The 13,743-nt window shown below is 75.6% G+C and carries 13 protein-coding genes; 4 read left to right on the forward strand and 9 right to left on the reverse strand.

What is annotated here, in order from left to right; translation table 11 throughout:
• Window positions 1-9 precede the first annotated feature (9 nt).
• From PGN05_RS10290 to PGN05_RS10305, 4 genes are all read right to left on the reverse strand, one after another.
• Window positions 10-2,613, reverse strand: a complete 2,604-nt coding sequence (locus PGN05_RS10290; protein WP_419752440.1) for a SpoIIE family protein phosphatase — start codon at window positions 2,611-2,613, stop codon at window positions 10-12.
• Window positions 2,614-2,760: 147 nt separating this feature from the next.
• On the reverse strand, window positions 2,761-3,519 hold the full coding sequence (gene yaaA, locus PGN05_RS10295) for a peroxide stress protein YaaA (RefSeq protein ID WP_419752441.1): 759 nt from the start codon (window positions 3,517-3,519) through the stop codon (window positions 2,761-2,763).
• Between the two features lie 40 nt (window positions 3,520-3,559).
• On the reverse strand, window positions 3,560-4,660 hold the full coding sequence (locus tag PGN05_RS10300; RefSeq protein ID WP_419752442.1) for a radical SAM protein: 1,101 nt from the start codon (window positions 4,658-4,660) through the stop codon (window positions 3,560-3,562).
• A gap of 24 nt (window positions 4,661-4,684) precedes the next feature.
• On the reverse strand, window positions 4,685-5,476 hold the full coding sequence (locus PGN05_RS10305) for an exodeoxyribonuclease III (RefSeq protein ID WP_419752443.1): 792 nt from the start codon (window positions 5,474-5,476) through the stop codon (window positions 4,685-4,687).
• A 188-nt stretch (window positions 5,477-5,664) separates the two neighbouring features.
• Here PGN05_RS10305 and PGN05_RS10310 point away from each other — a divergent pair, with 188 nt between their 5' ends.
• A complete protein-coding gene (locus PGN05_RS10310; protein ID WP_419752444.1) occupies window positions 5,665-7,287 on the forward strand; it encodes an LCP family protein in 1,623 nt (540 codons plus the stop codon).
• A gap of 7 nt (window positions 7,288-7,294) precedes the next feature.
• Here PGN05_RS10310 and PGN05_RS10315 read toward each other — a convergent pair whose 3' ends face one another.
• Together PGN05_RS10315 and PGN05_RS10320 are read right to left on the reverse strand one after the other, a co-directional pair.
• Window positions 7,295-8,887 carry an ABC transporter permease gene (locus PGN05_RS10315; RefSeq protein ID WP_419752445.1) on the reverse strand — a complete coding sequence of 531 codons (1,593 nt, stop codon included), beginning with the start codon at window positions 8,885-8,887 and terminating at the stop codon, window positions 7,295-7,297.
• The gene (locus PGN05_RS10320; RefSeq protein ID WP_419752446.1) at window positions 8,887-9,804 is read right to left on the reverse strand and encodes an ATP-binding cassette domain-containing protein; all 918 of its coding nucleotides are present in this window, start codon (window positions 9,802-9,804) and stop codon (window positions 8,887-8,889) included. The genes PGN05_RS10315 and PGN05_RS10320 overlap by 1 nt, the downstream gene beginning before the upstream one ends.
• Window positions 9,805-9,903: 99 nt before the next feature.
• On the opposite strand from PGN05_RS10320, the gene PGN05_RS10325 reads away from it, so the two are divergent.
• The 3 genes from PGN05_RS10325 to PGN05_RS10335 all read left to right on the forward strand — a co-directional run bounded on the left by PGN05_RS10325 (window position 9,904) and on the right by PGN05_RS10335 (window position 10,938).
• Window positions 9,904-10,428 (forward strand): GbsR/MarR family transcriptional regulator, encoded by a 525-nt coding sequence (locus PGN05_RS10325; RefSeq protein ID WP_419752447.1) that lies wholly within the window; start codon window positions 9,904-9,906, stop codon window positions 10,426-10,428.
• A gap of 22 nt (window positions 10,429-10,450) precedes the next feature.
• The gene (locus tag PGN05_RS10330; protein ID WP_419752448.1) at window positions 10,451-10,648 is read left to right on the forward strand and encodes a hypothetical protein; all 198 of its coding nucleotides are present in this window, start codon (window positions 10,451-10,453) and stop codon (window positions 10,646-10,648) included.
• Between the two features lie 89 nt (window positions 10,649-10,737).
• Entirely contained in the window at window positions 10,738-10,938 is a 201-nt protein-coding gene (locus tag PGN05_RS10335) for a hypothetical protein (protein ID WP_419752449.1), read from the forward strand.
• A 3-nt stretch (window positions 10,939-10,941) separates the two neighbouring features.
• On the opposite strand, the gene PGN05_RS10340 is transcribed toward PGN05_RS10335, so the two are convergent.
• The 3 genes from PGN05_RS10340 to PGN05_RS10350 form a co-directional block, all read right to left on the reverse strand.
• Window positions 10,942-11,763, reverse strand: coding sequence for an NAD(P)H-binding protein (locus tag PGN05_RS10340; RefSeq protein WP_419752450.1), 822 nt, complete (start codon window positions 11,761-11,763; stop codon window positions 10,942-10,944).
• 44 nt (window positions 11,764-11,807) lie between these two features.
• Window positions 11,808-13,019, reverse strand: a complete 1,212-nt coding sequence (locus PGN05_RS10345) for an acyl-CoA dehydrogenase family protein (RefSeq protein WP_419752451.1) — start codon at window positions 13,017-13,019, stop codon at window positions 11,808-11,810.
• A gap of 98 nt (window positions 13,020-13,117) precedes the next feature.
• The gene (locus tag PGN05_RS10350) at window positions 13,118-13,585 is read right to left on the reverse strand and encodes a DUF4383 domain-containing protein (protein ID WP_419752452.1); all 468 of its coding nucleotides are present in this window, start codon (window positions 13,583-13,585) and stop codon (window positions 13,118-13,120) included.
• Window positions 13,586-13,743 lie beyond the last annotated feature (158 nt).

A 13,743-nucleotide genomic window follows, 5' to 3' on the forward strand; every position in this document is an offset into this window, starting at 1 on the left:
GAGCCCGGGTCAGGAGGCCGGGTCCTCCGGCACGACGTCCGGGACGTCGTTGGGCCCCGCCTCGGCCGGACGCGGCTCGTCCTGCGGGTGCAGCCGGACCGCGACGAGCGCGACGTCGTCCTCCGGGCGGCCGTCGACCAGCCGCTCCAGCACCTCGTCGAGCAGCTGCTCCAGCGGCAGCCCGGCCAGCTCGACCAGGGCATCCCGCAGCCGCACCAGGCCGGCGTCGAGGTCGGCGTCCCGCCGCTCGACGAGGCCGTCGGTGAACAGCAGCACGGTCGCGCCGCGGTCGAGGGTGACCACCGACTCCTGCCTCCGGGCGCCCGGGTCGACGCCCAGCAGCAGGTCGCCGCGCCAGGAGGCCAGCTCCGCGACGCTGCCGTCCGGGTTGATGACCAGCGGCGGCAGGTGCCCGGCGTTGGCCCAGCGCATCCGCGTGACCCCGCGCCGGCGCTCGTCGGCGCTCTGCTCGAAGCGGGCCACCGCCGCGGTCGCCAGCACCCGGGTCTGCAGCAGCGACATCGAGGCGTCCAGGCCGCGCAGCACCTCCACCGGCGGCGCGTCGCTGTAGGTGGCGATGCCGCGCAGGAGCCCGCGCAGCTGGCCCATCGCCGCCGCGGCCTCGGTGTCGTGGCCGACCACGTCGCCGATGACCAGCATCGTGGCCCCGCCGGGCTGGAGGAACGCGTCGTACCAGTCGCCCCCGACCCGCGCGGCCTCGACGGCCGGCAGGTAGCGCACGGCGATCTCCGCGTGGTCGGGCTCCGGCGGCTTCGTGAGCAGGCTGCGCTGCAGGCCCTCGGCCAGCTGCTGCTGCTGGGCGTACAGCCGGGTGTTGTCCAGCGCCAGGCCGGCCCGATCGGCGACGTCCTGGGCGGTGGCGAGGTCCTCGTCGGTCACCGGCACGCCCCGGCCGAAGTAGAGCGTGAGCACCCCGAGGGTGCGGCCGCGCCCGCGCAACGGCAGGGCCACGGCCGCCTCGGGGGCCAGGGCGGTGAGCAGGTCCCGGGCCTCGCCCGGCGCCAGCAGGGCGGTCACCTCGGCCCCGGACGCCCGGACCAGCTCGCCGGTGAGCAGCGCCCGGGCGACCGGCGACGTCGCGGGCATCGCGTCCAGCCGGACGGCGGCGTACCGGGAGACCAGCGCGCGGGCCGACGGGTCGGCGTGCCAGTGGCCGACGTCCCGCGGGCGCCCGTCGGCCTCGACGACGGTGACGATGCACCACTGCGCCACCGCGGGGACGACGAGCCGGGGCAGGCGACCGGTCGCGGTCTGGGCGTCGAGCGTGCCGGCCAGCTCGGCGCTCACCTGGGCCAGCAGCGCCAGCCGCGCGGCGGTCCGCTCGGCCCGCTCGCGCACCCGGCGCCGCTCGGTGACCTCGAGGAAGTAGACCGACAGGCCCTCGGGGCTGGGCCACGCGCGCAGCTCGTACCAGCCGTCCAGGGGCACGGGGTAGTAGGCGTCGAAGGTGACCGGCACCCCGGTCCGGACGGCGGTGCGGTAGTTCTCGTCGAACGCGCTGCCGACGGCCGCCGGGAACGCCTCCCACAGGACCCGCCCGAGCAACTCGTCGCGGGTTCGGCCCAGCAGCCGCTCGGCCTCGGCGTTCACGTGGGTGAACCGCCACTCCCGGTCGAGGGAGTAGAAGCCGGCCGGCATGGCCTCGAGCACCCGGCTCACGCGGGACTGGCCGTCGCGCTCCTCGGTGGTGTCGAAGGCCGCGCCGAGGAGCCGGACCGCCGTCCCGTCCCCGTCGGCCAGGGCCCGGCCGCGGGCCTGCACCCAGCGGGTGTCGTTGCCGGGACGCACGACGCGGTACTCGGCCTCGTACTCGCCGACGGTCTCGATCGACGTCTGCAGCGCCTCGTAGACCCGCGGCAGGTCGTCGGGGTGCACGCGGGCGGCGAAGCCCTCGATCGTGGCGGGGAAGTCCTCGGCCGTGTAGCCGAACATCGCCAGGAGCGGCTCGTCCCAGACCAGCTCGCGGGTGCGCAGGTCCCAGTCGAAGGTGCCGACCCGACCGGCGTCCATGGCCAGCGTCCAGCGCGCGTGCTGGCGCTCGTACTCGCCGGCCAGCGCCGCGTACTCCAGCTCGGTGACGACCGACTCGGCGAGCTGGCGGAGGGTGGCGACGTCGCTGCCGGACCACTCCCTCGGTTCCGGGCCGAACACGCACAGGGCGCCGACGACGTGACCCCCGCTGTCGGTCAGCGGCGTCCCGAGGTAGGCGACGACGATCTCCGCGCGGACCGGCGGGAGGTCGCGGAGGCGGACGTCGGCGCGCGCGTCGGGGACGGCCAGCGTCTCCCCGGCCGCCGCGGCGATGCTGCACGGGGAGTCGGTCAGCGGGGACTCGCCGAGGGCGGCGTCCGGCGGGAACCCGGCCGTGCCGGCCACGGTGTGCACCTCGTCGAGGATCGAGATCTGCCCCGCGCCGGCCCCGAGCAGCCGGGTCGCCAGGTCCACCAGCCGGTCGATGGCGCGGTTGCCGCCGTGCGGGACGCGCAGCCGTCGGGCCGCGCGGAGCCGGGCCAGGTCGCGGCGCAGCTCGTCCGCCGCGGAGGCAGCGTCGAGCGCGCGCACGGCACCGGCGCGCCGAGGGGAATCGGCCACTGCACCCCTTCTCGGCCGGCATCAGCCGGGCTGGGCGCCCTGCCCCGGCGGTTCGAGACGCGACGCTCCCGCAGTTATGCCACGCGAATCGGTTGCGGGCAAGGAAACCTGACGGAGGTCACGGACCTCGTGACGGAGAGTTACTCATCAGCGCGCAGCGGAGGCGGCGGGGACCACGAGGGTCAGGGCGCTGCGGCCGTCGTGTTCCACGTGCAACCCGGCCCTCCGCAGCAGCGCCCGCAGCCGGACGACGTCCGCGGGCTCGGCCGTGGTGGTGGCCAGCAGCCGGGCGATCCGACCCTTGTGCGCCTTGTTGAAGTGGCTGACGACGCTCCGGCTGCCGTCGGGGCGCTCGCTGAGCACGTCGACGGTGACCGCGCCGGGGACCGGGGCCAGCGCCGTGTAGGACCCGCTGCGCAGGTCCACGACCAGGTCGTCGACCGCGGCCAGCACGGGCCCGAGCGCCGGTTGCCAGAGGGTCCGCAGGGTCGGCAGGCCGGGGAGCGCGGATCCGGCCGAGAGCCGGTAGGCCGGGATCGCGTCGCCGCCGCGCACCAGCCCGAACAGCGCCGACCCGACCGCCAGCCGGCGGTCGGCCCGCGCCCGCTGCGCGCGGCTCAGCGAGCGGACGTCGAGGGCGTCGTAGAGGACGCCGGTGTAGCGCTCCAGCCCCGGCATCGTCGGGCCGGTGAACAGCGCGGCGTTGCGCGCGATCTCGTCGTCCTGCCGCGGGGACAGCCCCAGCGCGGCGCGGGAGGCGGGCAGGTCCGCGGCGAGGTCGGCCAGCGTCTTGGCCAGCTCCGTCCGCACCGGCGTCAGCTCCGGCGTGGCCAGGGCGTCGAGGTCGAGCGGTGCGCCGGCGCCGCCCGGCGCCTTGGTCTCCGACGGCGGCAGCAGGACGAGCACGGGGGACCAGCCTACGAGGAGGGGGGGACGCGGTCCTCCGTCAGGTCCAGTAGAGCAACCGCGCCTGCGGCAGCCGCTCGGCCAGCGCGGCCTCGAACCAGCTCCGCAGCCCGGCCATCGTCTCGCGCGGGTAGACGTGCTTCACCGCGCCGAACTTGCCGCGCTTGGTCGTCCGGCGGTCCACGTCCATCTCCAGCCGCGTGCGGGGGTACCACTCGATGAGCGTGGCCCGGCTGTTGGGCGTGAAGCGGTGGGTGATGCACTCGACGGTCAGGTCGGCGTCCGGGGGCAGGAGCGCGGCCACCGCGTCGAGGAGGTCGCCGTACTCCTCCCGCCAGCCCTCGACCGGCATGATCGGCGCGATGGTGAGCCCGACCGGCCACCCCGCCGTCGCCAGCGCCGCCAGGGCTGCGAGCCGCGCGGGCACCGGCGCCGTTCCGCCCTCGAACCGCCGGGCGACCGACGCCGCGTTGACCGAGAAGCGCAGCCGGGTGCGCCCGTGGTGTGGCAGGTCCAGCAGGCCGGCCACGTCGTCGAACTTGGTCGTCGCCCGCAGCTGCACCGGACCCGGCCAGTCGTGGGTGCCGAAGTGGGTGACGGCCGCGGCGAGGCCGCCGGTGAGGTGCTCGATGGCCAGCGGATCGGTGTAACAGGAGGCCTCGAACGTCGTCCCCTCGGCGCCGCGCCCGGCCGTGCCCGTGGTGACCGACCCCCGCCCCACGTGGGCGTCGAGCCCAGCCAGGACCTCGTCGAGGTCGGCGAAGACCCGGGTGATCGGCGGCCCGGTCAGAGAGCCGGCCAGGTAGCAGTACTGGCAGTGCGCCGGACAGCCCTCGGCCAGGTCGAAGCGCCAGTCGGCGGAGGGCGGGATGGGCTGCAGGCGGCGGCGCGACGGAGCGCCGACGACCACGGCCAGGGTGTCCTTCGCGCGCATGAACGCCGCGCGGTCGCCGTCGCCGCGCAGGTTGGGCAGCCGGTCGCTGCGCAGCAGCTCGACGTCGGAGACGCCGGCGGCCTCGAGGCGAGCCAGGATCCGCTGCCCGTGCGGGCGCTCGGCGGCCGAGCGGGTGACCAGGACGCGCGACGGCGTCCAGAGGCGGGGACGGGGAGCAGCCGGGGCGGTCATCGTCAGGTACAACACCGGGACCGACCGGCCCGGTGCCCCTCAGTCCGTGAGGTCGACCACGACCGGGGCGTGGTCGCTGGCGCCCTTGCCCTTGCGCTCCTCCCGGTCGATGCGGGCGCCGGTGGTGCGCGCGGCGAGGGCGGGGGAGCCGAGCACGAAGTCGATCCGCATGCCCTCGCGGCGGGGGAAGCGCAGCTGGGTGTAGTCCCAGTACGTGTAGACGCCGGGGCCCGGGGTGTGCGGCCGGACGACGTCGGCGTACCCGGCGTCCACGATCGCGCGGAACGCGGCGCGCTCGGGCTCGGAGACGTGCGTGGAGTGCGCGAAGACCCGCACGTCCCACACGTCGTCGTCCTGCGGGGCGATGTTCCAGTCCCCGACCAGGGCCACCGGCGCGGCGGCGTCGTCGGCCAGCCAGCCGGCCGCCGTCTCCCGCAGGGCCGCCAGCCACTGCAGCTTGTACTGGTAGTGCGGATCGGTCAGGGTGCGCCCGTTGGGCACGTACAGGCTCCACACCCGGACGCCGCCGCAGGTGGCGCCCAGCGCGCGGGCCTCGGTGGCGGGGTCGTCGCCCCAGGAGGGCTGGCCGGGGAAGCCGATCTCGACGTCGTCCAGGCCGATCCGGGACAGCACCGCGACACCGTTCCACTGCGAGTGGCCGACGTGGGCGACCTGGTAGCCCAGCTCGGTGAAGCGGGCCTCGGGGAACTGGTCGTCGCGGCACTTCGTCTCCTGGAGCGCGAGGACGTCGACGTCCGAGCGCTGCAGCCAGGCGACCACCCGGTCGGCGCGGCTGCGGATGGAGTTCACGTTCCAGGTGGCCAGTCGCACGTGGACCGACCTTACGGAGCGCGCGGCCGGTCCACCGCCCGGTGCGCCGGCCCGGAGAGCGGCCCCACACCGGGCTCCCAGCCGGCGCGGGGTGTCCTCCCAGGTGGAGCGGGTAGGACGGCGCGGCGGGGCGGCCAGGGGTGGGACCATGGCGGGATGACCGGGCAGGGCCGAGCGAGAGTGGGCACGTGACCGACCACGCCGACGAGACCCGGCCGATCGGGCCGTCGCGTCCGCTGCCCCCGCTCCCGGGGAGCGCCGAGGGGGAGCCCACCGGTGCGCGCCACTTCTCCACGGCCCTGGCGATGACCGTCGTCGGCGCGCTGGTCCCGGGGACGGCGTTCCTGGCCGCCGGGCGCCGCCGGCTCGGTGCGGTCGTCCTCGTCCTCTTCCTCCTGGTCGTCGGCGGCGCGGTGTGGCTGGCCACCGGCGGGCGGCAGACCGCCGCGCGCATCGCCGTCGACTCCGCGTCGCTCACCTGGCTGCTCGGCGGGGTCCTGGTGGGCGCGCTGCTGTGGATGGCCGTCGTCATCGGCGGCTACCGGGCCCTGGTGCCCCGGCGGACGCCGCGCAGCCGGCACCTGCTCGGTGCGGTCGTGGTGCTGGCGCTGCTGGCCGGGATCGCCTATCCGGCGTACAAGGTCGCCGAGGTCGCGGTGGCGCAGCGCGGCCTGATCGACGGCCTCTTCGCCGACGACCGGGAGTCCGCGACGGTGGTCGACGTCCCCGACCCGTTCGGCGACAAGGAGCGGGTCAACGTGCTGCTGCTCGGCGGCGACGGCGGGGAGGGCCGGGAGGGGGTCCGGACCGACACGGTGATCCTGGCCAGCATCGACACCGACACCGGCGACACCACCCTGTTCAGCCTGCCGCGCAACCTCCAGGACCTCCCCTTCCCGCCCGGCAGCCCGCTGGCCGAGGCCTATCCCGACGGCTTCGAGTCCGCGCAGAGCGAGAGCGAGAGCCTGCTCAACGCCGTCTACCGCAACGGGCCGGCCGACCACCCGGAGATCCTCGGCGCGACCGACGACCCGGGAGCCGACTTCCTCAAGCTCGGGGTCGGGGAGGCGCTCGGGCTGCCCGTCGACTACTTCGTCCTGGTCAACCTCGACGGCTTCAGCCGGCTGGTCGACGCCCTCGGCGGCATCACCGTCAACGTCAACTACTTCGTGCCGATCAACGGCGACCCGGGCACCGGCGAGCTCCCCGACGACTACATCGAGCCCGGTCCGGACCAGCACATGGACGGGTTCCGCGCGCTGCAGTTCGCCCGCGGCCGGTACGGGCTGACCGACTACGACCGCATGGCCCGCCAGCGCTGCACGATCTCGGCGATCATCGACGCCGCCGAGCCGGGCACCCTGCTGCAGCGCTACCAGGAGCTGGCCGCGACCACGCAGGACATCGTGAGCACCGACATCCCGCGGTCGGCGCTCGACGACTTCGTCGACCTCGGCTTCCTGGTCAAGGACGCCGAGGTGCGCAGCGTCGTCTTCGACACGAGCTTGATCGACCCGGCCTATCCGGACTACGACCAGATGCGCCGGCTCGTGCAGGAGGCGCTGGCCCCGCCGGCGCCGGCCGACGACTCCCCGGCCGGCGACCTCCCGGCCAACGGCGCCCCGGGGACCGGCAGCCCTCCGCCGCCGGCCGACCCGGGCCCGCCGCCGGCCGACCCGGGCCCGCCGCCGGCCGGCAGCACCGACGGCGACCCGCAGGCCGTGGCCGACGTCGGGGACGCCTGCGCCTACGACCCGGTCCAGGCCCAGGAGGCGGTCGCGCAGGGGGAGCCCCCCAACAAGGCCGACTGAGAGCCGTTCAGCCCGGGACGAGGTCCCGCCGGCGGAAGGCGGCCAACCCCAGAGCCGCCAGGCCCGCGGCGACGGCGGTGAGGACGGCGAGCGGCAGCGCCCGCTCCGGCTCGACCGGCACCGCCGGTGTCCAGCTCAGCGGGGACAGGTCGTCGATCCACCCCGGCCAGTCGAGCGACCCGGCCAGCAGCGTGGTGACCGCGACGTACGCGACCGCCGTCCAGGCCCCTGCGGCCGCCGCCCGGGGCAGCAGCCCGGTCAGGGCCAGCGCCACCCCGGCGAGCACCCACACCGCCGGGAGGTGGCCCAGGGCGGCTGCGACCAGGCGCCCCAGTTCGGCGGGGTCCCCGGTCGCGGCCGCCCGCACCGCGCCGATGGCCGCGCCCGAGGCCAGCACGAGCAGCGCCGACCCGAGCAGCGCGACGGCCGCGTGGCTGCCGAGCCACGCGGCGCGGCTGGTCGCGGTGGCGAGGACCGGCTCGGCGCGGCCCGCGGACTCCTCGGCCCGCGCCCGCAGCACCGCCGAGACGGCGTAGGCGCCGGCGAGCAGGGCGTTGATCGCGAGCGTCGTCGCCAGGTAGGCGTCCACCAGGCTGTCGGCGTCGGGCAGGAACGCCCGCGCCTCGGGGTTGTCGGCGAACAGCGTCTCGACCGACTCCGCGAGGGCGCCGTAGACCAGCCCGAGCAGGATGAGGCCCGCGGTCCAGCCGAACAGGGCCGCGCGCTGCAGCCGGAACGCCAGCCCGAGCGGGGAGAGCAGCGAGCGCGGCGCCGACGCGGGGCCCGGCCGGGACGCGAGCAGGCCGGCGCCGAGGTCGCGGCGGTCGAGCAGTGCGACTGCGGCGGCCAGGAGGACGGCGGTGGCGGCCAGGCAGACCAGCAGGGGCCAGGCGCGGTTCCCGGAGTAGGGGTGCACCGCCTGCGCCCAGCCGATCGGCGAGGTCCACACCAGCGCGTTGCCCTCGATGTCCCCGACGGCGCGGAGCACGAACGCCACGGCGAAGACCGTGCCGACGATGCCGTAGGCGGCGCGCAGCGACCCGGTGACCTGGGCGGCGACCGCGGTGACCCCGGTGAAGACCAGACCCGCGGCGCCGACCGAGGCGCCCAGCAGGAACGAGCCCCCGGCCGGCAGCCCGGTGGCGGTGGCGACCGCGCCGATCGCGACCGCGGTGACGACGCAGGCCAGCGTCGAGACCAGGACGGCCGCCAGCACGGGGGCGTGCCGGCCGACGCGGGTGGCCCGCAGCAGCTCGGTGCGCCCGGCCTCCTCGTCGCCCCGGGTGTGCCGCCCGGTCGTGGTCATGACCATGAGCGTCGTGACGAGGACGACGAAGGCGGAGATCTCGAAGGCCACCGCGCCCGCGACGGTGTCCAGGCCCACCGGCGGCCCGGCGAGCGCGATCGTCGCGGCGTTGCTGCCGACCGAGGCCTGGTAGGCGGCGAGGTCGGCCGGAGTGTCGTAGACCGCCTGGCTGGAGACCGACTGCGTCGCGACCAGCCCGGCGGCGACGGCGATCCACACCGGCAGCCGCACGCGCTCGCGGCGCAGGGTCGCGCGGACCAGCGTGCCCGTTCCGGCCAGCGACACGGCGCTCATCACCGCACCGCCTCGGGGACCCGCTCCTCGGCGAGGTCCTCGCCGTAGTGGCGGAGGAAGAGCTCCTCCAGCGTCGGCGGGGTGCTGGTCAGCGCGCGCACGCCGAAGCCCCCCAGGTGCCGGACGACGGCGTCCAGGGCGTCGGAGTCGACGTCGAACCGGACCCGCCCGTTCGACCGGGCCAGGTCGTGGACCCCCGGCAGCGTCTCCAGCCCGCTGACCGGCCGCGCGGTCTCGACGGTCATCGTGGTGCGGGTGAGGTGGCGCAGCTCGGACAGGCTGCCGCTCTGCACCGTGCGGCCGTGCCGGATGATGCTCACCCGGTCACACAGCGCCTCGGCCTCGGCCAGGATGTGGCTCGACAGCAGCACCGTGCGGCCCTCCGCGCGCAGCCGGCGCACCTCCTCCTGGAACAGCGCCTCCATCAGCGGGTCCAGCCCCGAGGTGGGCTCGTCGAGCACGTAGAGCTCGGCGTCCGAGGCCAGCGCGGCGACCAGTGCGACCTTCTGCCGGTTCCCCTTGGAGTAGGCGCGGGCCTTCTTCCGCGGGTCGAGCGCGAAGCGCTCCAGCAGGTCGGCGCGGCGGGCGGGGTCCAGCCCGCCCTGCAGCCGGCCGAGCAGGTCGATGGCCTCGCCCCCGGTGATCCCGGGCCACAGCGTCACGTCGCCGGGCACGTAGGCCAGCCGACCGTGCAGCGCCACGGCGTCGGCCCAGGGGTCGCCGCCGAGCAGGCGGACCCGGCCGGCGTCGGCGCGCAGCAGCCCCAGCAGGACGCGGATGGTGGTGGACTTCCCCGCCCCGTTGGGACCGAGGAACCCGTGCACCTCGCCGGTGCTCACCTCCAGGTCGAGGCCGTCGAGTGCGCGGGTGGAGCCGAAGGTCTTGACGAGGCCGGAGACGGCGATCGCGCTGTCCATGACCTCGGAACCTACACACGTTTCACGAACATGTGAACAGTGTTGATAACGCGATGCGTCCGTTACCGTGATCACGACGCGACGGGGCGGGAGGTCCGGGTGAGCGAGGTCGAGGGCGGCGAGCGGATCGCGCTGCTGCGGTTCGTCGAGCGCTTCGCGCTCACCCTCCGGGACGCCGGCATGGCGCCGATGCCGGCGCGCGTGCTGGCCTACGCCCTGGCCGACGACGCCGACCGGTACACCGCCGGGGACCTCGCCCGCGGGCTGGGGGTCAGCCCGGCGGCGATCAGCGGCGCGGTCCGCTACCTGGTGCAGGTCGGCTTCTTCAGCCGCGAGCGGGAGCCCGGGACGCGCAGCGACCTCTACGTCCTCGACGACCGCGACCTGTGGTCGCGGTTCGTCACGGCGGAGCTGAGCAGCCTGGACCGCTTCGTGCAGGCAATCGACGGCGGCCTGGAGGTGCTGGGCACGGATCGGCCCGGCGGCCAGCGGCTGGCGGAGACCCGCGACTTCATGGCCTTCCTGCGGGCCGAGATGTCCGACGTGATCGCGCGCTGGCCGGCCGAGCGGGCCCGGCGCGCGGCCGGCCGCCGGCCCCACCCGGCCGAGGTCACGCCCCGCTGAGGTCACGCCTAGGGTCGGGGCCATGGGCACTCCCCGACCGGCGGCACCCCGCGAGCGCCAGGTGGCCCTGCTGGTCGCGGGGGTCGCCGTCGTCCTCCTGGTGTCGTCGCCGACCTGGTTCGCCGGCGGGCGGGCGGGTGTCGGGGTCGCGCAGCTCTTCCTCGGCGGCGTCCTCGGTGCGGTGGCGGCCCTCCTGTACCGGCGGTCGCAGCGCTCCTGAGCGGCGGGTGCCGCCCGGCTGCGTTGCAGGTCAGCGCAACGCCCCTCACGCTGGACGGCGACTGTCGGAGGACCGAGCGGAGGTCGGCCGTGAAGCTGGACAAGCAGGAGCTGCTCCGGGTGCTGCGCACCGAGGGCGACAACGACACGGCCGAGAAGGTCGCGGCCCGGCTGCCCGACGACATCGACACCGACCGGGACGCCGACGCCCTCGACGCCGTCGGCCTGGACCGCACCCAGCTCATGGCCAAGCTGGCCGGCGGCGGGTTCGGCGGCACCCTCGCCCCCTGACCCTCACCCGCGCCAGGCGCCGCGTTCGGCGGCCGCCCGCACGTGGTCCTCGAAGCTCCGCGGATCCCGGCCGGTGACCCGCCGGACGGCGTCCCCCGGCTCGTCGTCCCCGCGGGCGCGCAGCGCCGCGAAGGCCGCCAGCTCCGCGTCGACCTCGGCCTCGTCCCGGCCGTAGCCGAGGTGGGCGGCGCGGTACTCCGCGGGGTCGCCGGCGAACCGGACCGGGCGCCCGCTGGCCCGGCTGACCAGCGCCAGGGCCTCGGCGAAGGAGAGCGCCCGCGGCCCCTGGACCTGGTAGGTCTGCCCGGCGTGGCCGTCGGTGGTGAGCGCCGCCGCCGCGACCGCGGCGATGTCGTCGGCGTCGACGAACGCCTGCCGGAGGTCGCCGAGGGGCAGGGCGAGCTCCCCGGCGAGGACGGCGTCGCGGAAGACGCCCTCGTCGAAGTCCTGGTCGAACCAGCTCGGCCGCAGCACGGTCCACTCGGCACCGGACTCCCGGACCGCCCGCTCCGCGTCGAGCAGCCGCGCGTCCCCCATCTCCTCGACCGCGTCGCTGGACAGCAGCACGATGCGGCGCACGCCGGAGGCGACGGCGAGCCGGACGAACCGCTCGTCCACCGCGACGCCGTCGGGCGCCATGAGGTAGACCGCGCCGACGCCGTCGAGGGCGGGCTCCCACGTCTCGGCCGCCGTCCAGTCGAACCGGGTCGGCGAGCTGCGGGAGGCCGGCCGCACGCCGGCCCCGGCGGTCCGCAGGGCAGCTCCCACCCGCCGGCCGGTGGTGCCGGTCGCGCCGAGGACGAGGACGGGTCCGCTCGGGGTCACGGGCGGACCCTGGCACGGGGGTCCGACGATCCCGGGGACCGCGCTCAGCCGACGAAGGGCCGCTCGCGGGCCAGCTCCTCCCGCGCCACCGAGCGCAGGTGGACGGCGTCCGGCCCGTCGACGATCCGCAGCGTGCGGGCCGAGGCGTAGAACCGGGCGAGCACGGTGTCGGCGCTGACGCCGGCGCCGCCGTGCACCTGGATCGCGCGGTCGATGACCTCGCAGGCCACCCGCGGCGCCACCACCTTGATGCCGGCGATCTCCGTGCGCGCCCCCTTGGCGCCGTACCGGTCGATCAGGTCCGCGGTCTTGAGGACGAGCAGCCGGGCCTGGTCGATCTCGAGGCGGGACAGCGCGATCAGCTCGCGGACGGTGCCCTGCTCGGCCAGCGTCCGCCCGAAGGCGACCCGGCTCGTGGCCCGCGCGGTCATGAGCGTGAGGGCCCGCTCGGCCATGCCCAGGGCCCGCATGCAGTGGTGGATGCGCCCGGGGCCCAGCCGCGCCTGGGCGATCGCGAAGCCGTCGCCCTCCCCGGCGAGCAGGTTCGACGCGGGCACGCGGACGTCGTCGAACACGATCTCCGAGTGGCCGTGCTGGTCCTGGTAGCCGAAGACCGGCAGGTGCCGCACGATCCGCAGGCCGGGGGTGTCCCGCGGGACGAGGATCATCGACTGCTGCCGGTGCGGAGCGCCGTCCGGGTCGGTCTTGCCCATGACGATGAAGACCCGGCAGCGCTCGTCGGCGGCGCCGCTGGTCCACCACTTGTGGCCGTTGACGACGTAGTCGTTCCCGTCCCGCACGATCGAGGTCTGGATGTTGCGGGCGTCCGACGACGCGACGTCCGGCTCGGTCATCGCGAAACCGGAGCGGATCTCGCCGGCCAGCAGCGGCTCGAGCCAGCGCTCCTTCTGCTCGGGGGTCCCGAACAGCTGGAGCGTCTCCATGTTGCCGGTGTCGGGCGCGCCGCAGTTGGTGGCCTCGGGGGCGATCGTCGGGCTCCAGCCCATGATCTCGGCGACGGAGGCGTACTCGAGGTTGCTCAGGCCCGAGAGGTCGGGGGAGAAGAGGTTCCACAGGCCCCGCCGGCGGGCCTCGGCCTTGAGCTCCTCGAGGACCGGCGGGTGCCCGTGGTCGTCGTGGCCGCGGGCCGCGCGCCACTGGTCGTAGACCGGCTCCGCGGGGAAGACGTGCTCGCGCATGAAGTCCCACATCCGGCCGCAGACGTCGTCGGCTCGGGCGGAGAGGGAGAAGTCCATGCCGCACCGTAGAGGGCCGTTCCGGGCCCGGACGCGGCGGAGGCCGGGCCCCGCTGGGACCCGGCCTCCGATCGCCCCGGTCGTCCGGGGGTCCTCCGTCAGAGCCGGCCGCTCCGGTGGTCGACGGCGGTCCGGACCGGGCCCACGGCGATGACCACACCGACGATCGCGGTCACCAGGTGCAGGATGTTGTCGGCCCAGTTCAGGTTGAGGAAGTCCCACTCCTTGCCGACGGCGAAGACGCCGTAGAGGAAGGCGGCGCCGTAGCCGACGGCCAGCAGCCAGCCGTAGGTGCGCGCGCCGGCCAGCGTGCGGGACAGGGCGAGCCCGGCCACGCCGATGAGGATGTGCACGACGTTGTGCATCGGGTTGATCATGAAGCCGAGCAGGTTCGCGTCCACGTGGTGCGGCGTCCCGGCCTCGTTGCCGAAGAAGTCCCCGAAGCCGGTGATGAAGAAGCCGATGATCCCGATGAGCAGGTAGATCGCGCCGAACGCGAGCGCCAGCATCTGCGGCCAGGTCATGGCCCCCCGGCCGGCACCGGCGGAGTTTCGTGCTGCGGACATGGTGTCCTCCCATGGTCCCTCGTGGGCCCGCCCGGTCTTGGACGGCCCGATCGAGGAATACCCGCCGGTCGAAGCGGGGTAACGACACTCACCCGCCCGGGCGACACCGTTGCCGAACCGATACCTGCCGGTGCCCGGCCCCGTGACCTGGCGGTCCG

Source organism: Geodermatophilus sp. CPCC 206100 (assembly GCF_048569675.1).
Taxonomy (GTDB): Bacteria; Actinomycetota; Actinomycetes; order Mycobacteriales; family Geodermatophilaceae; genus Geodermatophilus.